At 60.1% G+C, this 25531-nt stretch carries 22 protein-coding genes and 1 pseudogene; 15 read left to right on the top strand and 8 right to left on the bottom strand.

From position 1 onward, the window contains the following. Positions 1-53 precede the first annotated feature (53 nt). The 3 genes from fdhD (at position 54) to FJD34_RS20275 (ending at position 3925) form a co-directional block, all read left to right on the top strand. Positions 54-893, top strand: coding sequence for a formate dehydrogenase accessory sulfurtransferase FdhD (gene fdhD / locus FJD34_RS20285; protein WP_032856592.1), 840 nt, complete (start codon positions 54-56; stop codon positions 891-893). Beyond that, positions 890-3238, top strand: coding sequence for an FdhF/YdeP family oxidoreductase (locus FJD34_RS20280; RefSeq protein WP_032856591.1), 2349 nt, complete (start codon positions 890-892; stop codon positions 3236-3238). Before fdhD ends, FJD34_RS20280 begins: the two co-directional genes overlap by 4 nt. A 201-nt stretch (positions 3239-3439) precedes the next feature. After that, the gene (locus FJD34_RS20275; protein WP_032856590.1) at positions 3440-3925 is read left to right on the top strand and encodes a glycine zipper domain-containing protein; all 486 of its coding nucleotides are present in this window, start codon (positions 3440-3442) and stop codon (positions 3923-3925) included. Positions 3926-4004: 79 nt separating this feature from the next. On the opposite strand, the gene FJD34_RS20270 is transcribed toward FJD34_RS20275, so the two are convergent. From FJD34_RS20270 to FJD34_RS20260, 3 genes are all read right to left on the bottom strand, one after another. Next, positions 4005-4436, bottom strand: a complete 432-nt coding sequence (locus FJD34_RS20270; RefSeq protein ID WP_065944485.1) for an acyl-CoA thioesterase — start codon at positions 4434-4436, stop codon at positions 4005-4007. A gap of 23 nt (positions 4437-4459) precedes the next feature. Then, positions 4460-6397: a RecQ family ATP-dependent DNA helicase gene (locus FJD34_RS20265; RefSeq protein WP_065944484.1), complete on the bottom strand. Its 1938-nt coding sequence runs from the start codon at positions 6395-6397 to the stop codon at positions 4460-4462. Between the two features lie 273 nt (positions 6398-6670). Then, entirely contained in the window at positions 6671-7846 is a 1176-nt protein-coding gene (locus FJD34_RS20260) for a tetratricopeptide repeat protein (RefSeq protein WP_032856587.1), read from the bottom strand. A 292-nt stretch (positions 7847-8138) separates the two neighbouring features. Between FJD34_RS20260 and FJD34_RS20255 the strand changes: the two genes are divergently transcribed. Both FJD34_RS20255 and FJD34_RS28720 read left to right on the top strand, forming a co-directional pair. Continuing rightward, a complete protein-coding gene (locus tag FJD34_RS20255) occupies positions 8139-8621 on the top strand; it encodes a hypothetical protein (RefSeq protein WP_032856586.1) in 483 nt (160 codons plus the stop codon). 274 nt (positions 8622-8895) lie between these two features. Further along, the gene (locus tag FJD34_RS28720; RefSeq protein WP_032856623.1) at positions 8896-9252 is read left to right on the top strand and encodes a DUF1493 family protein; all 357 of its coding nucleotides are present in this window, start codon (positions 8896-8898) and stop codon (positions 9250-9252) included. A gap of 314 nt (positions 9253-9566) precedes the next feature. On the opposite strand, the gene FJD34_RS20245 is transcribed toward FJD34_RS28720, so the two are convergent. Further along, the gene (locus FJD34_RS20245; RefSeq protein ID WP_032856585.1) at positions 9567-11108 is read right to left on the bottom strand and encodes a phosphoenolpyruvate carboxykinase; all 1542 of its coding nucleotides are present in this window, start codon (positions 11106-11108) and stop codon (positions 9567-9569) included. A 179-nt stretch (positions 11109-11287) separates the two neighbouring features. After that, positions 11288-12190: an Hsp33 family molecular chaperone HslO gene (hslO, locus tag FJD34_RS20240; RefSeq protein ID WP_090292697.1), complete on the bottom strand. Its 903-nt coding sequence runs from the start codon at positions 12188-12190 to the stop codon at positions 11288-11290. Between the two features lie 159 nt (positions 12191-12349). Between hslO and FJD34_RS28460 the strand changes: the two are divergent. Then, a pseudogene (locus tag FJD34_RS28460) lies at positions 12350-12504 on the top strand (phosphatase PAP2 family protein); the annotation flags it as partial. Between the two features lie 51 nt (positions 12505-12555). On the opposite strand, the gene FJD34_RS20230 reads toward FJD34_RS28460, so the two are convergent. Beyond that, complete coding sequence (locus tag FJD34_RS20230) at positions 12556-12963, bottom strand: RNA-binding S4 domain-containing protein (RefSeq protein ID WP_090292696.1); 408 nt, start codon at positions 12961-12963, stop codon at positions 12556-12558. Positions 12964-13245: 282 nt separating this feature from the next. Here FJD34_RS20230 and rimB point away from each other — a divergent pair, with 282 nt between their 5' ends. After that, positions 13246-13728 carry a retropepsin-like aspartic endopeptidase RimB gene (rimB, locus tag FJD34_RS20225; RefSeq protein WP_029299782.1) on the top strand — a complete coding sequence of 161 codons (483 nt, stop codon included), beginning with the start codon at positions 13246-13248 and terminating at the stop codon, positions 13726-13728. Further along, a complete protein-coding gene (gene rimK, locus FJD34_RS20220; protein ID WP_010567113.1) occupies positions 13725-14630 on the top strand; it encodes a 30S ribosomal protein S6--L-glutamate ligase in 906 nt (301 codons plus the stop codon). Before rimB ends, rimK begins: the two co-directional genes overlap by 4 nt. Positions 14631-14766: 136 nt before the next feature. Here rimK and FJD34_RS20215 read toward each other — a convergent pair whose 3' ends face one another. Together FJD34_RS20215 and ompR are read right to left on the bottom strand one after the other, a co-directional pair. Then, a complete protein-coding gene (locus FJD34_RS20215) occupies positions 14767-16080 on the bottom strand; it encodes an ATP-binding protein (RefSeq protein WP_032856583.1) in 1314 nt (437 codons plus the stop codon). Positions 16081-16196: 116 nt separating this feature from the next. Continuing rightward, on the bottom strand, positions 16197-16937 hold the full coding sequence (gene ompR, locus FJD34_RS20210) for an osmolarity response regulator transcription factor OmpR (protein WP_032856582.1): 741 nt from the start codon (positions 16935-16937) through the stop codon (positions 16197-16199). Between the two features lie 335 nt (positions 16938-17272). Between ompR and FJD34_RS20205 the strand changes: the two genes are divergently transcribed. From FJD34_RS20205 to tauD, 7 genes are all read left to right on the top strand, one after another. Further along, on the top strand, positions 17273-19609 hold the full coding sequence (locus tag FJD34_RS20205; RefSeq protein ID WP_065944483.1) for a Tex family protein: 2337 nt from the start codon (positions 17273-17275) through the stop codon (positions 19607-19609). Next, the gene (locus FJD34_RS20200; RefSeq protein ID WP_050593283.1) at positions 19609-19992 is read left to right on the top strand and encodes a PaaI family thioesterase; all 384 of its coding nucleotides are present in this window, start codon (positions 19609-19611) and stop codon (positions 19990-19992) included. Before FJD34_RS20205 ends, FJD34_RS20200 begins: the two co-directional genes overlap by 1 nt. Before the next feature lie 215 nt (positions 19993-20207). Next, positions 20208-21791 (top strand): glutamate--cysteine ligase, encoded by a 1584-nt coding sequence (gene gshA / locus FJD34_RS20195; RefSeq protein WP_090292694.1) that lies wholly within the window; start codon positions 20208-20210, stop codon positions 21789-21791. 203 nt (positions 21792-21994) lie between these two features. Next, positions 21995-22972 (top strand): taurine ABC transporter substrate-binding protein, encoded by a 978-nt coding sequence (gene tauA, locus FJD34_RS20190; protein ID WP_032856579.1) that lies wholly within the window; start codon positions 21995-21997, stop codon positions 22970-22972. A gap of 16 nt (positions 22973-22988) precedes the next feature. Next, positions 22989-23768, top strand: coding sequence for a taurine ABC transporter ATP-binding subunit (gene tauB / locus FJD34_RS20185; protein WP_090292693.1), 780 nt, complete (start codon positions 22989-22991; stop codon positions 23766-23768). Then, positions 23765-24592, top strand: a complete 828-nt coding sequence (gene tauC / locus FJD34_RS20180) for a taurine ABC transporter permease TauC (RefSeq protein WP_032856577.1) — start codon at positions 23765-23767, stop codon at positions 24590-24592. The genes tauB and tauC overlap by 4 nt, the downstream gene beginning before the upstream one ends. Before the next feature lie 56 nt (positions 24593-24648). Then, a complete protein-coding gene (gene tauD, locus FJD34_RS20175; RefSeq protein WP_065944540.1) occupies positions 24649-25485 on the top strand; it encodes a taurine dioxygenase in 837 nt (278 codons plus the stop codon). Positions 25486-25531: the final 46 nt, after the last annotated feature.

The raw sequence follows: 25531 nt of genomic DNA, 5'->3' as shown, positions 1-25531 counted from the left end.
CCCTTTGTCGCGCCTAGTCTTCACGCTGAACACTTAGCCGGTGACTAGACTTCATGAACGCCCAGCGCCCAGCGTGCGCGGCGCCCGCCCTGACAACGCCCGCGCCCACCGCCAGCCAGAGTTATCAGTACTGCAACCTCGAACACACGGAATCGGCCAGTACCGCACTGGCCGAGGAAGTCGCGTTGGCGATTGCCTATAACGACATCAGCCAGGCCGTGATGCTGGTGACCCCGACCGACCTTGAAGACTTTATTGTCGGTTTCAGCCTGGGCAGCGGCATCATCAGTGACATCAGCGATATCTACGACCTGCAACTGAGCGGTGCAGGCTCAGCCCAGTACGCCCAGGTGCAAATCTCCAGCCGCGCCTTCTGGAACCTCAAGCAACAGCGCCGGCAACTGGCTGGCACCAGCGGCTGTGGCCTGTGTGGCGTGGAAGCGGTGGAGCAGGCGCTGCCCGACCTCAAGGTGTTGCCTGGCGCACCATTGCCGCCTGCCGTGTGGCTGGAGGGCTTGCGCCAGCGCATCAGCGCCTTTCAGCCATTGGGCCAGTACAGCGGCGCGGTGCATGCGGCGGTATTCATGAATGGCCAGGGCGAACTGCTGCTGGGCCGCGAAGACATCGGCCGGCACAACGCCCTCGACAAACTGATCGGCGCCCTGGTCCGCCAGCGCATCCCGACGGCAGGCGGCGTGGCAATTGTTACCAGCCGTTGCAGCCTCGAATTGATCCAGAAAGTCCTGCGCGCGGGCATCCAGACCCTGGTCAGCCTGTCGTCGCCCACCGGCCTGGCCCTGCAATGGGCACGCCGGCACAACCTCAATCTTATCCACCTGCCGCAGAAAAGCGCGCCGCGGGTCTACAGCCCTGCGATGGAGTACCAGCCATGAGCAATCATCACCAAGCCGACCAAACCCCAACCCCGCGCTACAAGCCCTACAAAGGCCCGGCTGGCGGCTGGGGCGCGCTGATCAGCGTGGCGCAGGCGTGGCTGACCAGCGATAACGCGCTGAAAAACCTGCGCATGATGCTCAAGACCAACCAGAACGGCGGCTTCGACTGCCCAGGTTGCGCCTGGGGTGACTCGCCGGAAAGCGGCATGGTCAAGTTCTGCGAGAACGGCGCCAAAGCGGTCAACTGGGAAGCTACCAAGCGCCGGGTCGATGCCGCGTTCTTCGCCAAACACAGCGTCAGCGCGCTGCTGGAACAAAGCGACTATTGGCTGGAATACCAGGGCCGCCTGACCGAGCCGATGAGCTACGACGCCGAGACCGACCGCTACAAGCCCATCAGTTGGGAAGCGGCCTTCGACCTGATCGGCCAGCACTTGCAAGCCCTGCCAAGCCCGGACATGGCCGAGTTCTACACCTCGGGTCGCGCCAGCAATGAAGCGGCCTACCTGTATCAACTGTTCGTGCGGGCCTACGGCACCAACAACTTCCCCGATTGCTCGAACATGTGCCACGAAGCCAGCGGTGTGGCCCTGGCGCAAAGCGTGGGCGTGGGTAAAGGCACGGTGACGTTTGACGATTTCGAGCACGCCGACGCGATTTTTGTCTGGGGCCAGAACCCCGGCACCAACCACCCACGCATGCTCGAACCGCTGCGCGAAGCGGTGAAGCGCGGCGCCCAGGTGGTGTGTATCAACCCGCTCAAAGAGCGTGGCCTGGAACGTTTCCAAAACCCGCAACATCCGCTGGAAATGCTCACCAACGGCGACAAGCCAACCAACACCGCGTATTTCCGTCCGGCACTGGGTGGCGACATGGCCATCCTGCGCGGCATGGCCAAGTTCCTGCTGCTGTGGGAGCGCCAGGCCCAGGCCGAAGGCAAGGACGCGGTGTTCGACCACGACTTCCTCAATGAACACACGGTCAATGTGCTGGATTACCTGGCGAAGATCGACGACACCTCCTGGGAAGAAATCGTCGCGCAGTCCGGCCTGCCGTTGGTCGAGATCGAACAAGCTGCGCGGATGTATGCCAAAGGCAAGAACGTGATCATGTGCTGGGCAATGGGCATCACCCAGCATCGGCACTCGGTGCCGACCATCCAGGAAATCGCCAACCTGATGCTGCTGCGCGGCAACATCGGCCGCCCTGGTGCCGGCCTGTGCCCGGTACGCGGCCACAGTAACGTGCAGGGCGACCGCACCATGGGAATCAACGAACGGCCGCCCGTGGCCTTTCTCGATGCCCTGGAACGCCGTTTCCAATTCAAGGTACCCCGTGACAATGGGCATAACGTGGTCGAAGCGATCCACGCCATGCTTGAAGGCCGTGCCAAAGTGTTTATCGGCCTGGGCGGCAACTTCGCCCAAGCCACGCCTGACAGCCCACGCACCTTCCAGGCCCTGAGCAACTGCGACCTGACGGTGCAGATCAGCACCAAGCTCAACCGCAGCCACCTGGCCCACGGCAAACAAGCCTTGATCCTGCCGTGCCTGGGCCGCACCGACATTGATATTCAAGCCGACGGCCCGCAGGCGGTGACCGTGGAAGACTCGTTCAGCATGGTGCACGGCTCCAATGGCCAACTGCAGCCGCTGTCGAAGCTGATGAAGTCGGAACCGGCGATTCTGGCGGGTATCGCCGCCGCCACGCTGGGCAGCAAACCCGTGGACTGGAACTGGCTGGTGGCCGACTACCGCCGCATCCGCGACTTGATCGCCGATACCATTCCCGGCTTCAAGGATTTCAATGAGCGCGTGCAGCATCCAGGCGGTTTCTACCTGGGCAACAGCGCCGGCGCACGCCGCTGGAATACGCCGTCAGGGCGTGCCAATTTCCGCGCCAATATCCTGCCCAAGGATCTTGTGCATGAACGCACCCGCGCCACTGGCCAATTGCCCGACCTGATCATGCAATCCATGCGTTCCCACGATCAGTACAACACCACCATCTATGGCCTGGATGACCGCTATCGTGGGGTCAAGGGCCAGCGTGATGTGCTGTTCGTCAACGAAGCCGACATCATCCGCCTCGGTTTCAAGCCAGGGCAGAAGGCCGATATCGTGTCGATCTGGGATGATGGCCGCGAACGCCGGGTCAAAGGTTTTACCTTGCTGGCGTTCGATATTCCGGCGGGGCAGGCGGCGGCCTATTACCCAGAGGTCAACCCGCTGGTGCCGTTGGAAAGCACGGGGGATGGTAGCCATACGCCTACTTCCAAGTTCGTGGCGATTCGCCTGGAAGCGGCCAGTGAGAATGGTTTGATCATGGCCAAAACCGCCTGATCGTTCCTGGCACAAAAAAGGCCGCTTTTGCATAAAAGCGGCCATTGCGAAGTAGTTAAAGACCGGCAAAAACGACTTAAGTTCCCTTGTCAAAACAGTAACTTAGCTAATTGTATACAACCTGCACCACTGGTCGGAATTCGATTGTCAGAAAATTCTCGCAACCTCAGGATCGCGCCGTCATCCTCTTGAGGTTCCCCTATGAAGTTCTCCTCGATTCTCTTGTTGTCCCTTGGCCTGGTCAGTGGCGCAGCCATGGCCGGTGGCACCACCGAAGCCGGTGTAGGCGGCGCATTGGGCGGGGTTCTAGGTTCGGTCGTCGGCCAACAGCTTGGCGGCAATACCGGCTCGGCCATTGGTGCAGCCCTGGGCGGCGCTGGCGGCAGCGCAGTAGGCGCAGACAAACGCAGCCGTGGTGAGGCCGCCATCGGTGGTGCACTGGGCGCAGCGGGCGGCAACGTGGTCGGACGCAGTGTCGGCGGCAGCACCGGCAGCCTGATCGGCGCGGCAGCAGGCGGTGGCGCCGGCGGCGCGCTGGGTAACTACATGGGCAACAAGAGCGATGACGACGACCGTCGCTATCGCGATCGCGGGCGTGATGACCGTCGTTACTACCGTGACGACCACCCAGGTCGCGGTCATGCCTATGGCCATCGCAAGAACAAGCATCACTACCGTCACCGGTAAAACCTAAAGAACACTGCACAACCCTTGTGGGAGCAAGCCCGCTCCCACATTTGCTTCGGTGGCGTTTACGCGTTCGGGGTCAGATCACCAACCGCTGCAACGCCTCGCGCAACACTCCCGCAATCGCCACCGGCTGGTTTGTCGCCCGGTCCACAAACACATGGACAAACCGCCCCGCCGCACAGGCTTCGTCCTCACCGGCCTTGAACACAGCCAATTCATACTGCACTGAACTGTTGCCCAACTTACCCACCCGCAGGCCAATGTCGAGGCGGTCGGGAAAGGCAATCGAGGCGAAATAGTCGCACGCCGAACTCACCACAAACCCCACCACCTTGCCGTCATGGATATCCAACCCGCCCTGCTCGATCAAGTAGGTGTTCACTGCCGTGTCGAAGAAGCTGTAATAGGTGACGTTATTCACATGGCCGTACACGTCATTGTCGTGCCAGCGCGTAATGATCGGCTGGAAGTGACGGTAGTCGGCACGCTGTGGCGTTGAGTCTGGCATGGACAAGTCTCGTTGAAGTTGATTTACACGTCGCCCAAGTGCGCCTCGGCCCACTCCCGCACCTCGGCATACGGATACTCTTCCAGCGCAGCAAAGCCCGGAATCCCCCGGGCCTTGAGCTTGGTAAACAACGGCACGCTGATCCCACACAAGAACCGCGTCAGGCGCTCAGCACCCGGAAAACTGCCGGTGTGCTGATGATGCCTGTGGATAAAATCGCCGCACAATCCCTGAAAGTGTTTATCCACAAGCGGCGCCAGGCCAGGGGGAGATGGCAAGTGGGCGATCTGGCCATGACAAACCGAGCAATGCCCGCACTGCCGGGGCGCATCCGTATCGCCAAAATACTCTGCCAGCCGAAAACCCAGGCAACGCTCGCTGGCGAACAGTGCCAGCATCCCATGAATCCGCGCCACTTCTGTGGCCTCATGCTGCTTGAAGCTTGTGTATAACTCGGCGCTCAAGGCCAGGGGATCAAACCCGGTGTCGAGCAGGCTGTAGACCTCGGTCATCTGCTTGCTCTCCAGTTCGATCAGCCCCAGCTCCTGGAAATAGTCCAGCGCCTTGACCACCCGGCCACGCTCGGCCTGGTGCTGCTGATACAGCGCGTCGAAATCTACGGTGGCCCAACTCCTGGCCCGCTTGCACACCTGGATGATCGCGGCGACGAACTGCTGCCGTTCGCCGGAAAAACGCGCCAGCAATACCTCCGGCTCCACCAGATACTTGAAGCGATACTCAGCGTAAAACGCGTAGCGCGGTGCGATCACCCCCTTGAGCTCCAACTGCACCAGCAAGGTCTTGAGCGGTAGCTCGCGGATATTGCTCAGGTCCGCCAGCGCTCGCAACAGGAACTCCCATTGCCCTTCGCCACTGGCCGCCAGCAAGTCCTCCAGCACAAGTCGGATGCCTGCCTGCTCCGGCGTATCGCCGTACACGAAGTTCTCCAGCACATTGAGGCTGTCACGATTGGCCAGCACCAGGCACTCGGAAGGCTGGCCATCGCGACCGGCACGCCCGATTTCCTGGCTGTAGTTTTCGATGGATTTGGGCAGGTCGAAATGCACGACGTTGCGGATGTCACTCTTGTCGATGCCCATGCCAAACGCGATGGTGGCGACGATGCAATTGGACTGGCCGCCCATGAACCGGCGCTGGATACCCTCGCGTTTATCGTGAGGTAAACCTGCGTGATAGGCCTCGGCCTGGATGCCATGGCGATTCAGATGCTCGGCGATCTGCTCGGCGGTTTTCTGCAAGGTGACATAAACGATGCTCGGCTGGTTGGGCCGCGCGCCCATCCATTCCACCAGGCGCCGGCGCTTGTCCATGCCCGTGACCGGCTCCACCCACAGATTGAGGTTGGGCCGGTAGAAGCCGGTGGTGATCACGTCAGCGGGGGCGATAGCAAACTTGGCCTGCATATCGGCAATCACCTTGGGTGTCGCGGTGGCCGTCAACAACAGTGCCTGGGGAATCTTGAACTGGCGCTGGTAGTCAGGGAGCTTCAGGTAGTCCGGGCGGAAGTTATGGCCCCACTCGGAAATGCAGTGCGCCTCATCCACCACCAGCAACGAAATCGAAACACTGTGCAAAAAGTTGCGAAAGCGCTCGTTCTTCAGGCGCTCCACGGAAATCATCAGAATTTTCAGCTCGCCAGCGCGGGCACGAGCCATGACGTCATTGGCTTCATCGCGACTTTGCGCCGAATCGATGCTGCCGGCCGAAATACCATGGCGCTGCAAAAAGCCCAACTGGTCCTGCATCAACGCCAACAGCGGCGACACCACCAACGTCAGGTGCGGCAGCAATACGGCTGAGAGCTGATAACAGAGGGATTTACCGGAACCTGTGGGAAAGATCGCCGCCGCCGAACGACCGGCCAGCACGGCGCTGACAGCCGCTTCCTGGCCCGGGCGAAATTGTGGATAACCAAAGACCTGCTGGAGGGTGTCGTGCATGAGCTGTCACTCCATTGACCGCTGAACAGGCTTAAAACATAGCCCGGTATTTTCAGCGCATCGAGAAAGGTCGCGAGTAAAAGAGAGACAGGATGATACACAGGCTGCGGGGGCGAAGCCGGTAGCAAACGGCAATCTATAAAACACCCCAAAGCAAATGTGGGAGCGGGTTTGCTCGCGAATGCAGTGGTTCAGTCACAGTCTCTGTTGACTGAGCCACCGCATTCGCGAGCAAGCCCGCTCCCACATTTTTAGATCTTCACTACAACTCAATCAGCGATTCTGTACACGCTCAATAGCTTTGTCATACACCGGGTTGGCCTTCTGTTCCTTGGCCAATTGGTAGTGACGCAGCGCATCGGCAAACTGCCCAGCCGCTTCGTAGATCCGCGCGATGTTGTAGTAGGAACCGGCACGCACAGTGGCGGCTGTCGGGCCACTGGCCAGGGCAATCGCCTTGCGGTTGGCCCAGATCGACTCGGCGGTGTTGCCGGCTTTCTGATAGGCCAGGCCGAGGTTGCCGTAGGCTTTGCCGAAGGAATTGTCCAGCTCGATGGCCTGGCGGAAGTAGTCGATCGCCTGGTCCAGGTTACCGGCCTGGTAGGCCGCTTCGCCTTTGAGGTTCAGCTTTTTCGCATCACCCTGGACTGCGGAACTGACCACCACGGCATCCACGGCAACGCTATCGTTGAGCAGGGGTTTGACTTCGTTGAGTACATCCTTGGCTTCGACCAGCACGCCGGTGAAGGTATTGATGTCCTGGAAGTCGCCGCTGCCAGTCATGCGGAACACCGTCCACAAGTTGCCGGTGCGGTTGGTCGGCACGTAGTAGGTACGTACCAGGGACTGGCCCATGTACACAAACACTTTGGCCTGGCTCTCGGAGAGTGCCGTGGAACCGGTATTGGTGCGGTTGGAGAAGTCATGCACGGCGTAGACGTAGCTTTCGCCGTAGTGTTTTTTCTGCAGGGTGATGGTTTCGGGGCCGTAGCTGTCGGTGTCATCCACATCCAGCTCGGCGTCGGTGCCGGTCTTGCTGTTGAAGTAGATGTTATTGCCAGGGAAGATCATGTGGGAGTCGAGGTCAGAAGGCGTCTGCCCCCAGGTCAACACCACACGCAGGCCGTCGAGGTTTTCCATCACCGGGCTGATGGCGTAGGTCATGCCTTTGCACGGGCACTTGACCACCAGGTTGGAGTAGCCGGGCTTCTTGATGATCAGCAGGTTGTCAGCACCGTCGGCAGCTTCGCTGGTGAGGGTGACCTGGCCCTGGGCATTGGTGCGCCCCACCACGTTCTGTGCGCCGTTGCGTTGCAACAAAACTTCGGCATCGGCGATTTTCTGGTCCTTGACCACCGCACTGAGCACTTCAATTGGCAACTGCTCGGCCTGGACGGCAAACGCCAGCGCGCACAAAGACATCGCCGAAGCGACACGAAGCAAACCCATGCTTAACTCCCTTTAAGTAGTGGGCGGAATCGCCCTACAAGATTTTGCGGTGAAACATACGCTGAATTCAGGCGGCTTGCCGGGATTTTATACAAAATGTGACGTGGTTTTTATCCCAACTATGGGTGGGCGCCTCTTAGCCCAACTTCAAGTATCGGAAGCCTCTGTAGGAAATCGCCAAGCAAGGCACCATACGCTTCCCAAACTACCTCCAGTGCAAACTCAACCCCCTACAGAATCAACCAAGCTTGACCGAAACTAGCGCCCTCACAACCCTCTCGGCAAGAAATCCATGGACCTTGAAAGGACTCAATACATTGGCCATTACGGGGTCACGTTCAGCGTGATTCGTTTCACTGTACGACCCAACAACAAGCAAGCACTTGCCAGCCTTTGCTTACTAGAAGCAAAGACCTCAGCGCAGGAAGTTCGCCTGCGACTACAAAATCTGTATGAGCGAATGCTCGCCCAAGACCTTCCTTGCCTCATGACAGTGGTCATTTCAAAACCGCTGACTAGAAAACAGGCAGATAGCTTGAACAACCGGAACAAAGTCATCAAAGAAACTATATCTGGAGCGGTGGCAGCCCCAATTGGGCTCATGTCCAGCAAGGCAGAATCACTGGTCGAAAAAGCTACCAGCGATTTGATATCGCGCCAGCTGCGCAACTTCCAGCATGCAGACATCATCATCGGCCTAGAGGCTCAGGTCAGCGGGGGAATTGGCCCGCAGCGCTCCAGCCTCTCACTACACGTGTACTCAAATGAGCCATAGTCAAATGCTCTATCTACAGGCGGCGATCTTCTTCGCCTTTTATCTGTTGCTGTATTACAAAATCACCGACTGCACACTCAGGAAACGTTTTGCTGTCACGTTTATCGCAAGCGGCTTGATCCTGACATTCTGGCTACCTTACGTAGCGATCATTCTTAGTATTCAACTGCTCCCCCTCGCTCTGTTCTTGATAGGCTTGGCACTGTTCTTCACCCGCAACAAGTACCGCTACCGCCATGACCAACCCCCTCACCCACTCCGGCGTGCCCCCACCATGAACCTGGCCCCGCACTTCCCAGAAGACCCCGTCATGCAGCAGCTCCTGCAATTGCTGCATGAAGAAATCGGCCTGCCCAAGCACAAGACCATCCGCCTTAAAACCTCGCTCAACTTCGACCTCGGGTGCGACGGCGCGGAAGCCAGGCAGTTCATGGAAGCGCTGGAGCAGACATTTGATCTCGACCTGGGCGACTATGATGCCTACCGTTACTTCAACCCACCGGTGTTTGACGTGTTCCTCAAACATCGCGCCAAGGGCCGGGGCGAGAAGATGCCGCTAACCATTGGCATGCTCTACCTGGCCGTCAAGACTCAGGGCTGGGATACGCAGACGCTGGAAAATTTGAGTTGAAAAACACCGAGTCATTAATCTCGGAGCGGGCTTGCTCGCGATAGCGGTGTATCAGTACCAGATTTATCAACTGACACTCTGCTATCACGGCATTGCTAAGCAGATAGGGCTGCTGTGGCGAGCGGGCTTGTCGGAACGCCGCATCGTCCGCGCTGGGCTGCGAAGCAGCCCAAAAACCAGCCGCCACGGTGTATCTGATACAGCACATTCGGCTTACTGGGGCTGCTTCGCAGCCCAGCGCGGCTGGTATTTCAGATTCCCTTGCGCACAAAAAAGCCGCCCACTAGGGGCGGCTTTTTAACAGCCAGTGAATCTTATAACTTAGGACCCGCTGCCTTGATCGCGTCGCTCACTTCAAACTTCTTGAAGTTCTCGACGAACAGGCCGGCCAGAGCCTTGGCTGCTTCGTCGTAGGCAGCCTTGTCAGCCCAGGTGTTGCGTGGGTTCAACAGGCCAGTCTCAACGCCCGGTACGGCCAATGGCACGTCGAGGTTGATGGTGTCCAGGTGCTCGGTTTGCGCACCGATCAACGCGCCGCTCTGGATCGCTGCGATCACTGCACGGGTGGTCGGGATGTTGAAGCGCTTGCCGACACCGTAGCCGCCGCCGGTCCAGCCGGTGTTGACCAGGTAGACCTTGGAGCCGAAACCGCGGATGCGCTTGATCAAAAGCTCTGCGTATTCACCAGCTGGACGCGGGAAGAACGGCGCGCCGAAGCAGGTAGAGAACGTCGACTTGATGCCGCTGCCCGAACCCATTTCAGTCGAGCCAACCAGTGCGGTGTAACCGGACAGGAAGTGGTAGGCCGCTTGCTCTTCATTGAGGATCGACACCGGTGGCAGCACGCCAGTCAGGTCGCAGGTCAGGAAGATCACTGCGTTCGGCTCGCCACCCAGGTTCTGCTCGGAACGCTTGGCAACGTGCTCCAGCGGGTACGCGGCGCGACTGTTCTGGGTCAGGCTGACATCGGTGTAGTCGGCGTGCTTGGCATCGTTGATCACGACGTTTTCCAGGACCGCGCCGTGCTTGATGGCTTTCCAGATGACCGGCTCGTTCTTCTCGGACAAGTCGATGCACTTGGCATAGCAACCGCCTTCGATGTTGAACACCACGCCTTCGCCCCAACCGTGTTCGTCGTCACCGATCAAGTAACGGCTTTCGTCGGCAGACAGGGTGGTCTTGCCGGTGCCGGACAGACCGAAGAACAGGGTCACGTCGCCTTCTTCACCGATGTTGGCAGCGCAGTGCATTGGCAGCACGTCAGCGGCCGGCAGCAGGAAGTTCTGCACCGAGAACATGGCTTTCTTCATCTCGCCGGCGTAGCGCATGCCAGCGATCAGGACTTTCTTCTGGGCGAAGTTGAGGATCACGCAACCGTCGGAGTTGGTGCCGTCACGCTCTGGTACGCATTCGAAGTTGGCAACATTGAGCACTTGCCACTCTTCACGACCGGCCGGGTTGTACTGGGCCGGGTTGATGAACAGGCAACGACCGAACAGGTTCTGCCAGGCAGTCTGGGTGGTCATTTTCACGGCCAGGTAGTGGTCTTGCGCAGCACCAACGTGAACGTGGGAAACGAAATGCTCTTGCGCGTTGTTGAAGGCCTCGACGCGAGCCCACAGGGCATCGAACTTGTCGGCCGGGAACTTGCGATTGATCGGGCCCCAGGCGATGGCGGCCTGGGTGGACGGCTCTTCAACGATGAAACGGTCGACCGGCGAACGACCGGTACGGTGACCGGTTTCTACGACCAGCGCGCCAGTATCGGCAAGCACGCCTTCACCGCGCTGCAGGGCTTCTTTGACCAGATCGTCAACACTCAGATCGGTGTATACGGCGTTATTGGCTTGCGTCATGAGGTTCCCCGTCGGCCTATGGCCGAGTGCTCCAAACGTTTTGTAGTAGAAAGTTGCGCACTACTACCGCGAAAAAAGTGGGCCGGATTATGCCAGAAAAGCCCAAAAAGAGTAGGGCCCTCCCGTCAGAACACCTCTAATCCGGCGTTTGTCAGGTGATTTACCTGTGCTTAAACGTTTTAGTGGTGGGTACCCGAAGGGGTGTCAACGCCAGCGCCAGCGAACAATTGGGCGATATCGGCAGCGTCGAACAGGTAGCGCTGGTTGCAGAACTGGCAGTCGATTTCGATTCTGCCACCGTGCTCCACCGCAAGGTTTTGCGCATCTTCCAGGCCCAGGCTCACCAGAGCATTGCCCGAACGCTCGCGGGAACAGCTGCAATGGAAATGCAGCGATTGCGCATCGAACAGGCGCACCTCTTCTTCGTGGTAGAGGCGGTGCAGGATGGTTTCGTTGTCCAGTCCCAGCAGCTCTTCAGCGGTCAAGGTACCGGCCAGGGCAGTGAGACCGCGCCAGCTTTCTTCGCGCTCATCCTCGTCCTTGATACGGTCGGCCGGCAGCTGTTGCAACAGCAGGCCACGGGCGCGCTTGCCGTCGGCATTGAGCCAGAAACGGGTGCCCACTTGCTGGGACATGACGAAATAGTTGGTGAAGCAGTCGGACAGGGTTTCACCGTCCAGGTCGACAATGCCCTGGTACCGCTGGCCAACGGTCGGGTCGATGGTCAACGCCAGCACGCCGTTGGGCATCAGGTCGGCCAAGGTCGCGTCCGCCGGGATCTGGTCCTCTTCATAACGGGCCAGACCACGGATTTCGCGCTGGCTGGAGCACTCGATCATTAGCATGGGAACCGGGCCTTCGGAACGGGCCTGGAGAATCAGCAAGCCATCGAACTTCATGGTGCCCACCAGCAGCGAGGCGGCGGCCATCAGTTCGCCGAGCAACTGCGCGACCGGCTCCGGATAGGGGTGCTTGGCAAGGACTTCGGCATAGCTGCGCTCCAGGGCAACCAGTTCGCCACGAGCGTCGTTGTCGTCAAAGAGGAAACGTTGGGTGAAGTCGGTATCCGGTAGATCAGTCATAGGTCTGGGTATCTGAATTGATGACGATATTTCTAAAATTATGCGCCCTGGCACCAATTTGGTGCGCCTTTCTTCCGATAGGTGGAGAGTTTTAGAGCGAAGAGGAAACAGTTTATGAACAATCCGGGTTTGTTCCAAGCCAAGTGGAACCTCGGGTGATTGGCCCTGTGCAATTTACTCGCTCTGGGGCTCCTGTGTTTTGGCTATGGCCCACGGACCAGATGCTTTACGTGATATTCGACGAGTGGCTGTTTCAGTTGCTCAATGACCCGCTGGCCAGCCACCCGTTCTGGCTGAATGTGTGGGCGATCGCCCGAGCGTGGTCCACAACGCCTGAGCCAGTTCCTACAGCAGATAACTGACACTCAGTCGTCACTGCCACTACCGCGAAACTTGAACAGGTCGCGACGCTGTTTCTTGCTCGGTTTGCCATCGGTGCTCATACCCAACGCTCCGGCCTTGCGCATGGCCGCGGCGTTTTCGCGCTTGGCGATACTGGCCGGGGTCTCGGTGTACAGCGCCTGCGCTTCGGGAGCGCCGCGGCGGACGATGGACAGCGCCTCTACCACCACTGTTTTCTCTTCAAACCCAACACGAATCTGCAACTCGTCGCCAATGCGCGGCTCCTTGCCCGGTTTGCAGCGCTCGCCACGGCAATGCACCTTGCCGCTCTCGATGGCGGCCTTGGCCAAGGCCCGCGTCTTGTAGAAACGTGCGGCCCACAACCACTTGTCCAAACGGACTTTTTCGTCCTCTTCCTGCTTTTGAGCCACTTGAATTCCTCGCTCTGAAAAATGTCGCAACTTAACAGTCGAACCCCTTCGACGCACAAACGCCAAGGCTCACCTAAGATACGCCAGGTGTCAGGCAGTTTCCCTTCAGCCGTGGTTTTTCATGGCGTGAAGATATCTGTCGCCATTTGGTGAATATTCTGCGTGAATACCGCGAATTCGGCTCCAAGCGCTCGTCAACGTTCCTGGGTTGTCACAATCCGTGAGCAGTTGGGCGCTAGTGTCGTCTGACTTGGAAATATTTCTGATTGCCGGTTGTTCATATTGAAGACATTTGACCATTTGACCGTTGTCGGTCTGCGCGAGTGGGTGGCACTTCCCGATTTGGGAGTGGCGGGCCTGCGCGCGAAGATCGACACCGGGGCCAGTACCTCCAGCCTGCACGCCACCGAGATCGAGCCTTTTGAGCGTGACGGTGAAAAGTGGGTGCGCTTCACCGCGCACCTGGGCAGCGTGGTGCAACTGCGCCACCGGCGCTGCGAAGCACCGCTGGTGGCAATGAAAACCATTAAAAGCTCCAACGGCCAGGCGCAGGTGCGCTACGTCATCAGCACCACCTTGGCCCTGGGTGATCGGGTATGGCGGGTGGAGTTCACCCTGGCTTGCCGCAAAACCATGCGTTACCGCCTGTTGCTAGGTTCCAAAGCCCTGATCGACGGCCAATTGGTGGTCAACCCCGGGCTCAAGTACGTTCAAGACAAGCCGGTGTTCCCGGTCTCTACTATTGCTGCCACAGGTGTTGCATGAAGATCGCTGTGCTGTCGCGTAACCCGCGTCTGTATTCCACCCGTCGTCTGGTCGAGGCCGGCACCGAGCGGGGCCATGAGATGGTGGTGATCGATACGTTGCGCGCCTATATGAACATTGCCAGTCATAAGCCGCAGATCCACTACCGGGGCAAACCGCTGGAAGGCTTCGACGCGGTGATCCCGCGTATCGGCGCCTCGGTGACCTTCTACGGCTGCGCGGTACTGCGCCAGTTTGAAATGATGGGGGTGTTTCCGCTCAACGAATCGGTGGCCATTGCCCGCTCCCGGGACAAGCTGCGCTCCCTGCAACTGCTGTCGCGCCGAGGTATCGGCTTGCCAGTGACCGGCTTTGCCCATTCCCCGGATGACATTCCCGACCTGATCGAGATGGTCAACGGCGCCCCCTTGGTGATCAAAGTGCTGGAAGGCACCCAAGGCATTGGCGTAGTGATGTGTGAAACCGCCACGGCGGCAGAGTCGGTGATCGAGGCGTTCATGGGCCTCAAGCAGAACATCATGGTCCAGGAATACATCAAGGAAGCCGGTGGCGCTGATATCCGTTGTTTCGTGGTGGGGGACAAGGTGATTGCGGCGATGAAACGCCAGGCCAAGCCGGGGGAATTTCGCTCCAACCTGCACCGAGGCGGCAGCGCCAGCCTGATCAAGATCACCCCGGAAGAACGCATGACCGCCCTGCGAGCAGCCAAGGTCATGGGCTTGAGTGTGGCAGGTGTGGATATCTTGCGCTCGAACCACGGGCCGCTGGTGATGGAAGTGAACTCCTCACCGGGCCTGGAAGGGATTGAAACCACCACCGGCAAGGATGTGGCGGGGATCATCATTCAGCATCTGGAGAAGAACAGCGGGCCGAATATGACCCGGACCAAAGGCAAGGGCTGAAATACGCCCTGGAAGACGGCACGAACCCTTGTGGGAGCTGGCTTGCCTGCGATGACTGACTAACATTCAACATCAATGTCGACTGTTACATCCTCTCGCAGGCAAGCCAGCTCCCACATTTGATATTCGTCGTGGTTTAGACCGCATCTCTTGGCAACATCAACCCCAACGGCAAGCGCACCCGCGCTTCCAGCCCGCCATCGACACGGTTGCGCAATTCGACATTGCCGCCATGCATCGAAGCAATCCTCCGCACAATCGCCAGCCCCAGCCCGGTGCCTTTACCGCCACGAGCACGGTCGCCACGGGTAAAGGGGTTGAAAATGCCCTCCAGCTCCGCCGGATCGATCCCGGCGCCACGGTCCATGACACTCAGCACCACATAAGGCGCGCTGGTATCACCAGACACATAGGCAGCGACCTCCACCTCAGTGCCCGCATGATGCAAGGCGTTGCCAATCAGATTGTTCAGCAGGCGCTTCATCGAGACCCGACGCAACGCAAAGGGTTGGATCGGTTCCAGGCGCAAATGCACCTGCTCGCCGTTCTGGTTATAGGGCGCCACGACCTCGCGTACCAGGTCGGTCAGGTCCACCTCTTCCACCACTTCATCGCGACCATCACGGATAAACGCCAGGAACTGGTCGAGAATCGCGTCCATGTCTTCGATATCACGGACCATGTCATCGGTAAGGTCGGTGTGGTTGCCCATCAACTCCAGGGACAGGCGCAAACGTGTCAGCGGCGTGCGCAGGTCGTGGGAAACCCCGGCCAGCATTAGCTCGCGCTCACGACCGGCCTGTTCGACATCCTCGGCCATCTGATTGAACGCGCTGTAGACCTCGGTCATTTCGCTAGGCGTGTCGCTGATTGGCAGGCGCACACTGCGCCCCTGCCCCAGTTGCCTGGCCGCGAACACCAGGCGCTTGAGCGGCTGGTTGAGCTGGCGCACGAAAATCCAGGCCGAGGCGGTTGAAAGCAAGCCAATGGCCAGGAACCAGCCGAGTACGTTCCAGATCTTCTGCCCTCGCAGCGGATGGGGATACAAGGGCACTTTCAGCCATCCATCCCCCAGGCTCGGAGCCCGTACCCACAGGGCTGGCGAGACATGCATACGCAGCCGCACCTCGGTGTCTTCACCCAGTTCGGCCTGCATCTGTCGCTGGTAGATTTCACTGTATGGCCAATGTTGCTCCCCCTCCGGCACGCCTGCACCCACCACGCGGGTCAAGGTCGCCGCCTTGGCGATTTTCTCGCGGTTCTCCGGGTCGGCAGCCCAATAGGCACGCAGTGTCAGCGCAACACCGTGGCTGTACTGACGATCCACCAGCACGTCTTCGTTCATCAACAGATAAACGAGGGTCAACGCCTTGGAAAACAGCACGACGATCAGCACCAGCCAAAGGGTGCGGGAGAAGAAGCTTTGCGGGAACCACAGCGGGGTTTTCATAGAGGACAGCTAGACACCTGGCAAGAGCGAACATGGCTCGCAGAATTGCAGACGCCGGGCATCCGGCCGACCCCTTGGGATCGAACTCCGGAATACCCGCCTGTGCAAATCATCGGTTACTTGGTTGCCGTACCATCCGGCACAAACACATAACCCACGCCCCACACTGTCTGGATATAACGCGGCTTGGACGGATCGGGCTCGATCATCCGGCGCAAACGGGAGATCTGCACGTCAATGGAGCGCTCCAGGGCGTCCCATTCACGGCCACGGGCCAGGTTCATCAGCTTGTCACGGGTCAACGGTTGGCGAGCGTTCATCACCAGCGCCTTGAGCACCGCGAATTCACCGGTCGTCAGCATGTGGACTTCTTCACCACGCTTGAGCTCACGGGTCGCCAGCGACAATTCGTAGTCACCAAACGTGACGCTTTCGTCTTCGCTGCCAGGGGCTCCGGGTACCGGCGCGGCTTGGCGACGCAATACGGCCTTGACCCTGGCCATCAGCTCATCGGGGTTGAACGGCTTGGCCAGGTAGTCGTCGGCGCCCAGTTCCAGGCCCTTGATACGGCTCAGCTCATCGCCCTTGGCGGTCAGCATGATGATCGGGATCTGGTTGTTGGTGCTACGCAGGCGCTTGCAGGCGGTCAGGCCGTCTTCGCCCGGCAACATCAGGTCGAGCACGACCAGGTTGAACACCTCGCGCCCCAGCAGGCGATCCATCTGCTCGGTGTTCGGCACCGCGCGGGCACGGTAGCCCTTGGAGGTGAAGAACCGCTCCAGCAGGCTGCTCAGCCCCGGATCGTCATCAACGATGAGAATTTTTTCGCCTTCAGCAGTTTGTGCAGTGCTGCTCATTGGATGCTCCTCTTATCTGGCGCGCATTATGGCTTAGCTGCCGTTATACGCACGGTACGCATTGTTAGCAGATTTTTCTCCAACCACCAGTGCACGCGCCCTTGGCGCAATCCCCCCAAGAAGGGAACGCTGGTTATAATGCCGCGCCTCAGTGCCCGGCAATGCCATGGCCGGCCTGGTGTTTTTTTCATCTGCTTATCGTGATTTTTTCGATTTCGAGGGTCAATAGGCTGCCTCTTGACCCAGGCAGCGGCGCCAGTCGGGCCGCTCAACCAGCCGCGCAAGGCCTTGTTTTCCGGGCCTGTGAACTGCTTTCAAGAATTTCAGGTGGTTTTATGGACAGCATCAACAGCCGCATCGCCGAGGAACTCGGTGTACGCCCACAACAGGTCGAAGCGGCCGTCGCTCTACTGGATGAGGGCTCCACGGTGCCCTTCATCGCCCGTTACCGTAAAGAAGTGACCGGCAGCCTCGATGACATCCAGCTGCGGCATCTGGAAGAGCGCCTGCGCTACCTGCGAGAACTCGACGAACGGCGTATCAGCATCCTCGCCAGCATCCAGGAGCAGGGCAAGCTGACCCCGCAACTTGAACGCGATATCAAGCTCGCCGACACCAAGACCCGCCTCGAAGACTTGTACCTGCCGTACAAGCAGAAGCGCCGCACCAAGGGCCAGATTGCCCTGGAAGCCGGCCTCGGCGAGTTGGCCGACGGCCTGTTCAACGACCCGTCCCTCGCCCCGGAAACCGAAGCCGCGCGCTTTGTCGATGCCGAAAAAGGCGTCGCCGACGTCAAAGCTGCCCTCGAAGGCGCCAAGTACATCCTCATGGAGCGCTTCGCCGAAGACGCCAACCTGCTGGAAAAACTGCGTAACTACCTGAAACAGGAAGCCACCCTCAGCGCCCGCGTCATCGCCGGCAAAGAGGAAGAAGGTGCCAAGTTCCGCGATTACTTCGAACACGATGAACCGCTCAAAAGCATGCCGTCCCACCGCGCCCTGGCCATTTTCCGCGGGCGCAACGAAGGCATTCTCAGCTCCGCGCTGAAAGTCGGCGACGAACTGCCAGGCACCATGCACCCGTGCGAAGGCATGATCGGTCAACAATTCGGCATCCAGAATCAGAATCGTCCTGCGGACAAGTGGCTCGGTGAAGTCGTGCGCTGGACCTGGAAGGTCAAGCTCTACACCCATCTGGAAACCGACCTGCTGGGCGAGCTGCGCGACGGCGCCGAAACCGAAGCGATCAACGTGTTCGCCCACAACCTGCACGACCTGCTGCTGGCCGCCCCGGCCGGCCCGCGTGCAACCTTGGGCCTGGACCCGGGCCTGCGCACCGGCTGCAAGGTCGCCGTGGTCGATGCCACCGGCAAGCTGCTGGACCACGCCACCGTGTACCCGCACGTGCCGCACAACAAGTGGGACCAGACCCTGGCCATCCTGGCTGCCCTGTGCGCCAAGCACGCGGTGGACCTGATCGCCATCGGCAACGGCACCGCCAGCCGCGAAACCGACAAGCTGGCCCTGGAACTGATCAAAAAATACCCAGGCATGAAAATGACCAAGGTCATGGTCTCCGAGGCGGGTGCTTCGGTGTACTCGGCGTCGGAACTGGCCTCCAAGGAATTCCCGGACCTCGATGTATCGATCCGTGGGGCCGTATCCATCGCGCGCCGCCTGCAGGATCCACTGGCCGAGCTGGTGAAGATCGACCCGAAATCCATCGGTGTCGGCCAGTACCAGCACGACGTATCGCAGTTGAAACTGGCGCGCGGCCTGGATGCGGTGGTGGAAGACTGTGTGAACAAGGTCGGCGTCGATGTGAACACCGCCTCGGTCGCCTTACTCGCACGGATTTCCGGCCTCAATGCCACCCTGGCACAGAACATCGTCACCCATCGCGATGAAAACGGTGCGTTCAAAACCCGCGCAGCCCTGAAAAAGGTCGCACGCCTGGGCGAAAAAACCTTCGAACAGGCCGCCGGCTTCCTGCGCGTGATGAACGGCGACAACCCGCTCGACTCGTCGGCGGTCCACCCGGAAGCCTATCCGCTGGTACAACGCATCGCTGCTGAAACCGACCGCGACATTCGCTCGCTGATCGGCGATGCCGCGTTCCTCAAGCGCCTGGACCCGAAGAAGTACACCGACGAAACCTTCGGCGTGCCGACCATCACCGACATCCTGCAAGAGCTGGAAAAACCTGGCCGCGACCCGCGCCCCGAGTTCAAGACCGCCGAGTTCCAGGAAGGCGTCGAAGACCTCAAGGACCTGCAACTGGGGATGATCCTCGAAGGCGTGGTGACCAACGTGACCAACTTTGGCGCTTTTGTGGATATCGGCGTGCATCAGGACGGTTTGGTACACATCTCCGCGCTTTCGGAGAAGTTCATCAAGGATCCTCGTGAAGCGGTGAAGGCCGGTGATGTGGTCAAGGTCAAGGTCATGGAGGTCGATATCCCGCGCAAACGCGTGGGCCTGTCGATGCGCATGAGCGATACCCCTGGCGAGAAAATCGACGGTGCCCGTGGCGCACGTCCAGGTTCCGCGCCGCGCCAGTCGCAAAACCGCTCGGAAAACAGTGCACCACGCAAGGAAACACCCACCGCAGCCCCGGCCAACAACGCCATGGCTTCGCTGTTCGCCAACGCCAAGCAACTGAAGAAACGTTGATGGAGCTGCCGGCCGGCCTGACCCACAGCGCCTTCAGCGAACTGCTCGGCTGCCGCCTGCAACGCCTGGACCAAGGCGTTGCCGAGGTTGCCCTGACCCTGGAGCCGCAATTGCGCAACCGCGCAGGCAAGCTCCATGGCGGGGCGATTTTCAGCCTGGTAGACATTGCCATGGGGCTGGCCTGTTCCAGCGCCCATGGGTTTGACCAGCAGAGCGCGACCATCGAGTGCAAAATCAACTACATCCGCGCCGTTTCCGACGGAGATGTGGTGTGCACGGCCCGGGTTATTCACCCTGGCCGACGCACGCTGGTGGTCGAGGCCGATGTGTATCAGGACGAAAGACTCGTCGCAAAAGCACAAGGCACCTTCGCTGTCCTATAGCTCCCTGTCATCAATTTGGGTTAATTTCGGCGCTGCAAAAGCGGCGTCGGAATTTTCTTCCTGCGCGATAGCCACATTCAGGGAATGAAGTCGGCACTTTCAGAGCAGGTTATTCCGGCTCAAAAACCAGGCGATAACGCCAGTTTTAACTTCACCCTTGTAGACCGTCTTGCCCACCCCCATATTGGGGCGACTGACGCGTGAAGGAATCCAACTTGAGCGAACTTCTCAACCGCCGCCTGGCTCTGCTCGGCAAGCGCGAACACCTCTCTTTGCTTGAGCACTGCCTGCACGGCATCGAGCGTGAATGCCTGCGTGTCACCGGCGAAGGTCGCCTGGCTCAAACGCCGCATCCAGAGACCCTGGGCGCAGCATTGACCCATGAATCGATCACCACCGACTATTCCGAGTCGCTGCTGGAGTTCATCACCCCGGCGCTGCCCAACCCGGCAGACACCCTGCGCAGCCTCGATCGAATTCACCGTTTTGCCTACAGCAAGCTCGGCAACGAGTACCTGTGGAGTCCATCGATGCCGTGCCCGTTGCCGGCCGAGGAAGATATTCCGATTGCCTACTACGGCACCTCCAACATCGGACAGCTCAAGTACGTGTATCGCAAGGGCCTGGCCCTGCGTTACGGCAAGACCATGCAGTGCATCGCAGGGATCCACTACAACTTTTCCCTGCCAGAAGAACTGTGGCCGTTGCTCAAGGAAACCGAAGGTTTCGTGGGCACCGACCGTGACTACCAGTCCACGGCTTATATCGCGCTGATCCGTAATTTCCGTCGCTACAGCTGGCTGCTGATGTACCTGTTCGGTGCCTCGCCGGCCCTGGATGCGGGCTTTTTGCGCGGGCGTTCCCATCAGCTTGAACAGTTCGATGCCGACACCCTGTACCTGCCGTATGCCACCAGCCTGCGCATGAGCGACCTGGGTTACCAGAGCAACGCCCAGGCCGGCCTGACCCCTTGCTACAACGATCTGGCCAGCTACACCGACAGCCTGCGCGAAGCGGTGGCAACGCCCTACGCACCTTACGTCGAAGTCGGCACCCACAAGGACGGTGAATGGGTACAGCTCAACACCAACATCCTGCAGATCGAAAACGAGTACTACTCCAACATCCGCCCCAAGCGCGTGACCTACACCGGCGAGCGGCCGATCCAGGCGCTGATGGCCCGTGGCATCCAGTACATCGAAGTGCGCTGCCTGGACATCAACCCGTTCCTGCCGATGGGCATCGATTTGCCGGAATCGCGCTTCCTCGATGCATTCCTGTTGTATTGCGCACTGAATGACAGCCCGTTGTTCGAAAACAGCGAGTGCGGCAACGCCACATCGAACTTCCTCAGTGTGGTCAAGGAAGGCCGGCGCCCGGGCCTGCAATTGCAGCGTCGCGGCCAAGCCGTGGAGATGAAGGAATGGGCTGCCGAACTGCTGGAGAAAATCGCCCCGCTGGCCGCGCTGCTGGACCAGAGCCATGGCATCAATGAGCACAGCCAGGCGCTGGATACCCAGCTGGCGAAGATCCAGGACCCGTCCCTGACCCCCTCGGCTCAGGTGCTGGCGACCATGCGCGAGCACAAGGAGAGCTTTGCCCAGTTCTCCCTGCGCCAGAGCCAGGTGCATGCCGAGCACTTCCGTAACGAGCCGTTGCCGGCGGACGAACAAGCACGCTTTGAAGAGCTGGCGCGCAGTTCCCTGGCACAACAAGCCGAGTTGGAGCAGAACGAAGTGGGCGATTTCGATGTGTTTGTCGGTTCGTACCAGGCCAGCATCCTGGCGATCAGTAACTGACACTCCCTTTGTAGGAGCGAGCTTGCTCGCGAAAAACTCAAGCACGCCGCGTTTATCCAAGCCGAACGTGTCATCGTTAACGTTTTTCGCGAGCAAGCTCGCTCCTACATAAGCTAATTCGAAAATGTTATTTATTTTCGGATTCTTAGATCATTTAGTCTCCTCACTCGCCGACCCTCGGCCGCCTGATGAGGAGCTTTCCCATGAAACTGCCTGCCCCCTTTCGCCTCCTGGCGGCCCTGTCCCTGGCCGGCGCCAGTCTGTTTGCCCATGCGGCCGACGTGACCATCGCCTACCAGACCACCGTTGACCCGGCCAAAGTCGCCCAGGCCGACGGCGCTTATGAAAAAGCCACCAACGCCAAGATCGACTGGCGCAAATTCGACAATGGCGCCGATATCATCGCCGCCATCGCTTCCGGCGACGTGCAGATCGGCTATCTCGGTTCCAGCCCGCTGACCGCAGCCATCACCCGCAAAGTCCCAGTGCAGACCTTCCTCGTGGCGACCCAGATCGGTGGCGCCGAAGCCCTGGTGGCGCGCAACGGTTCCGGGATCAACAGCCCGCAGGACCTGATCGGCAAGAAAATCGCCGTGCCGTTCGTATCCACCGGCCACTACAGCCTGTTGGCCGCGCTGAAACACTGGAACATCGATCCGTCAAAAGTCACCGTGCTCAACCTCGCCCCGCCGGCCATCATCGCGGCGTGGAAGCGTGGCGATATCGACGCCACCTACGTCTGGGACCCGGCCCTGGGCGTGGCCAAGGAAAACGGCAAGGTGCTGATCACCTCCGGCGAGCTGGCCAAGTTCGGCGCACCGACCTTCGATGCCTGGATCGTGCGTAAGGACTTCGCCGAGAAACACCCGGAAATCGTCAGCGCCTTCGCCAAAGTCACCCTCGATGCCTACGCCCAATACCGCAAAGACCCACAAGCCTGGCTGGCCGACAAGGGCAACGTCGAGAAACTGGTGAAGCTCTCCGGCGCCAAGGCCAGCGACATTCCGCTGCTGCTGCAAGGCAACGTCTACCCGCTGGCCGCCGACCAGGTGACGCTGCTTGGCGCCCCGACCACCAAGGCGGTGACCGACACCGCCGCGTTCCTCAAGGAACAAGGCAAGGTCGAGGCCGTGCTGCCGGACTACGCCCCTTACGTCAGCGCCAAGTTCATCACTAACTGATCAGGAGTTCACCGCGATGGCCTTGCTACAGCTGGAGCGCATCAGCGCACAGTACCCAGGCGCGACCACGCCCGTGCTGGCGGATATTTCCCTGACGCTTGGGCCCCAGCAATTGCTGGTGGCCCTCGGCCCTTCCGGCAGTGGCAAGACTTCGCTGTTGAACCTGATTGCCGGCTTCGTCGAGCCCAGCGCCGGGCGCATCACCCTCGACGGTGTACCCGTCAAAGGCCCGAGTGCCGAGCGTGGCGTAGTGTTCCAGGACGATGCCTTGCTGCCCTGGCAGGATGTGCTGGCCAATGTCGGCTTCGGCCTGGAACTGGCCGGCGTGCCCAAGGCCCAGCGACAAGCCCGCGCCCGTGAAATGCTCGCGCTGGTGGACCTGGCGGGCTTTGATAGCCGGCGCATCTGGCAACTGTCCGGGGGCCAGAAACAACGCGTGGGCCTGGCCCGCGCACTCGCCGCCGACCCACGGGTATTGCTGATGGACGAACCCTTCGGCGCCCTCGATGCCTTCACCCGTGAACAGATGCAAGAGCTGCTGCTGCAAGTGTGGCGGCGTACGGCCAAGCCGGTGTTCCTGATCACTCACGACATCGAAGAAGCGGTATTTCTCGCCACCGACCTGATTCTGCTGGCCCCCAACCCCGGGCAAATCGTCGAGCGCCTGAGCCTCGACTTCGGTCAGCGTTACGCCGCTGGCGAGTCGGCACGCGCGATCAAGTCCGACCCACGGTTTATCGAAACCCGCGAGCACGTGCTGGGCAAAGTGTTCTCACAACGGCAGGTGTACGCATGAGCAGTTATGAAATCCCGGCCACTGCCGTCACCCCAACCGCCCTGCCGCTACGCCGCAGCCTGAGCACGCGCTGGATAAGCGTGCTGACCCTGGTTGCCCTGCTGGCGCTCTGGTGGGCCGTGACTGCCAGCGGGCTGATTGAGCCGCTGTTCCTGCCACCACCGTCGGCCGTATTGCAAAAAGGCTGGCTGCTGGCAACCAGTGGTTACATGGACTCCACCCTCTGGCAGCACCTGGGTGCCAGCCTCGGGCGCATCGGCCTGGGCCTGGGTTTTGCGGTACTGACCGCCGTGCCGGTCGGCATTGCTATCGGCGCCAACCGTATCGCCCGTGGCATTCTCGACCCGCTGATCGAGTTCTACCGCCCGATTCCACCGCTGGCCTACCTGCCGCTGATCGTGATCTGGTGCGGCATTGGCGAACTGTCCAAAGTGCTGCTGATCTACCTGGCGATCTTCGCCCCGATTGCCATCGCTACCGCCACTGGCGTACGTACCGTCGACCCGGCCAAATTGCGCGCAGCGCAGTCCCTGGGCGCAACACGGGCGCAGTTGATCCGCCATGTGATCCTGCCCAGCGCCCTGCCCGATATCCTCACCGGCGTGCGGATCGGCCTGGGTGTGGGCTGGTCGACCCTGGTCGCCGCCGAACTGATCGCCGCCACCAGCGGCCTGGGGTTCATGGTGCAGTCAGCGGCGCAGTTTTTGGTCACCGATGTGGTGGTGCTGGGGATCCTGGTCATCGCCCTGATTGCCTTCGCCATGGAAATGGGCCTGCGTGCCCTGCAACGCAAACTGGTGCCATGGCATGGCCAGGCCCACTGAATAACAACAGCACTGACTACGCCGGCATCTCGGCGCCCGACATTTGCGAGAACAGCATGAGCCGCCTGACCGTTACCCCTTTAAGCACCGCCCTGGGCGCCCAGATCAGTGGCGTCGATATTTCCCAACCACTGAACGTCGAGCAGCGCGACGCCATCGAGCAGGCGCTGCTCCAGCATTCGGTGCTGTTCTTTCGCGACCAGCCGATCACCCCGCAGCAACAGGCGCGCTTCGCGGCAAACTTCGGTGACCTGCACATTCACCCGATCTACCCCAACGTGCCGGAACAACCCGAAGTGCTGATCCTCGACACCGCCGTCACCGACGTGCGCGACAACGCCATCTGGCATACCGACGTGACCTTCCTGCCCACTCCGGCCCTGGGCGCCGTGCTCAGCGCCAAGCTGCTGCCGAGCTTTGGCGGTGACACCTTGTGGGCCAGCGGCATCGCGGCCTTTGAGGCGTTGTCGGAACCGATGAAGGGCTTTTTGACCGGCCTGACGGCGACCCACGACTTCACTCGTTCCTTCCCGCTGGAGCGTTACGGCAACAGCGCTGAAGACCTGGCCCGTTGGGAAGAAGCACGTAGAAAAAACCCGCCACTGTCACACCCGGTGATCCGCACCCACCCGGTCAGCGGGCGCAAATCGCTGTTTGTCAGCGACGGCTTCACCAGCAAGATCAATGAACTGGAACCGGCCGAAAGCGAGGCCATTCTCAAACTGCTGTTCGCCCACGCCACCCGCCCGGAATTCTCCATTCGCTGGCGCTGGCAGGCCAACGACGTAGCCTTCTGGGACAACCGCGTGACCCAGCACTACGCGGTGGATGACTACCGGCCACAGCGGCGGGTGATGCATCGGGCGACAATCCTCGGCGACGTGCCCTTCTAACAAACCCTTGTAGGAGCGAGCTTGCTCGCGAAAAACCCAAGGACGC

The organism is Pseudomonas brenneri (assembly GCF_007858285.1).
Lineage (GTDB): Bacteria > Pseudomonadota > Gammaproteobacteria > Pseudomonadales > Pseudomonadaceae > Aquipseudomonas > Aquipseudomonas brenneri.
This window is presented reverse-complemented; position numbering and strand designations above follow the sequence as displayed.

Bases quoted from the DNA above. Each gene is read 5' to 3' on its own strand.
- fdhD (WP_032856592.1), top strand. From the start codon at position 54: ATGAACGCCCAGCGCCCAGCGTGCGCGGCGCCCGCCCTGACAACGCCC.
- FJD34_RS20280 (WP_032856591.1), top strand. From the start codon at position 890: ATGAGCAATCATCACCAAGCCGACCAAACCCCAACCCCGCGCTACAAG.
- FJD34_RS20275 (WP_032856590.1), top strand. From the start codon at position 3,440: ATGAAGTTCTCCTCGATTCTCTTGTTGTCCCTTGGCCTGGTCAGTGGC.
- FJD34_RS20270 (WP_065944485.1), bottom strand. From the start codon at position 4,436: ATGCCAGACTCAACGCCACAGCGTGCCGACTACCGTCACTTCCAGCCG.
- FJD34_RS20265 (WP_065944484.1), bottom strand. From the start codon at position 6,397: ATGCACGACACCCTCCAGCAGGTCTTTGGTTATCCACAATTTCGCCCG.
- FJD34_RS20260 (WP_032856587.1), bottom strand. From the start codon at position 7,846: ATGGGTTTGCTTCGTGTCGCTTCGGCGATGTCTTTGTGCGCGCTGGCG.
- FJD34_RS20255 (WP_032856586.1), top strand. From the start codon at position 8,139: ATGGACCTTGAAAGGACTCAATACATTGGCCATTACGGGGTCACGTTC.
- FJD34_RS28720 (WP_032856623.1), top strand. From the start codon at position 8,896: ATGAACCTGGCCCCGCACTTCCCAGAAGACCCCGTCATGCAGCAGCTC.
- FJD34_RS20245 (WP_032856585.1), bottom strand. From the start codon at position 11,108: ATGACGCAAGCCAATAACGCCGTATACACCGATCTGAGTGTTGACGAT.
- hslO (WP_090292697.1), bottom strand. From the start codon at position 12,190: ATGACTGATCTACCGGATACCGACTTCACCCAACGTTTCCTCTTTGAC.
- rimK (WP_010567113.1), top strand. From the start codon at position 13,725: ATGAAGATCGCTGTGCTGTCGCGTAACCCGCGTCTGTATTCCACCCGT.
- FJD34_RS20215 (WP_032856583.1), bottom strand. From the start codon at position 16,080: ATGAAAACCCCGCTGTGGTTCCCGCAAAGCTTCTTCTCCCGCACCCTT.
- ompR (WP_032856582.1), bottom strand. From the start codon at position 16,937: ATGAGCAGCACTGCACAAACTGCTGAAGGCGAAAAAATTCTCATCGTT.
- FJD34_RS20205 (WP_065944483.1), top strand. From the start codon at position 17,273: ATGGACAGCATCAACAGCCGCATCGCCGAGGAACTCGGTGTACGCCCA.
- FJD34_RS20200 (WP_050593283.1), top strand. From the start codon at position 19,609: ATGGAGCTGCCGGCCGGCCTGACCCACAGCGCCTTCAGCGAACTGCTC.
- tauA (WP_032856579.1), top strand. From the start codon at position 21,995: ATGAAACTGCCTGCCCCCTTTCGCCTCCTGGCGGCCCTGTCCCTGGCC.
- tauB (WP_090292693.1), top strand. From the start codon at position 22,989: ATGGCCTTGCTACAGCTGGAGCGCATCAGCGCACAGTACCCAGGCGCG.
- tauC (WP_032856577.1), top strand. From the start codon at position 23,765: ATGAGCAGTTATGAAATCCCGGCCACTGCCGTCACCCCAACCGCCCTG.
- tauD (WP_065944540.1), top strand. From the start codon at position 24,649: ATGAGCCGCCTGACCGTTACCCCTTTAAGCACCGCCCTGGGCGCCCAG.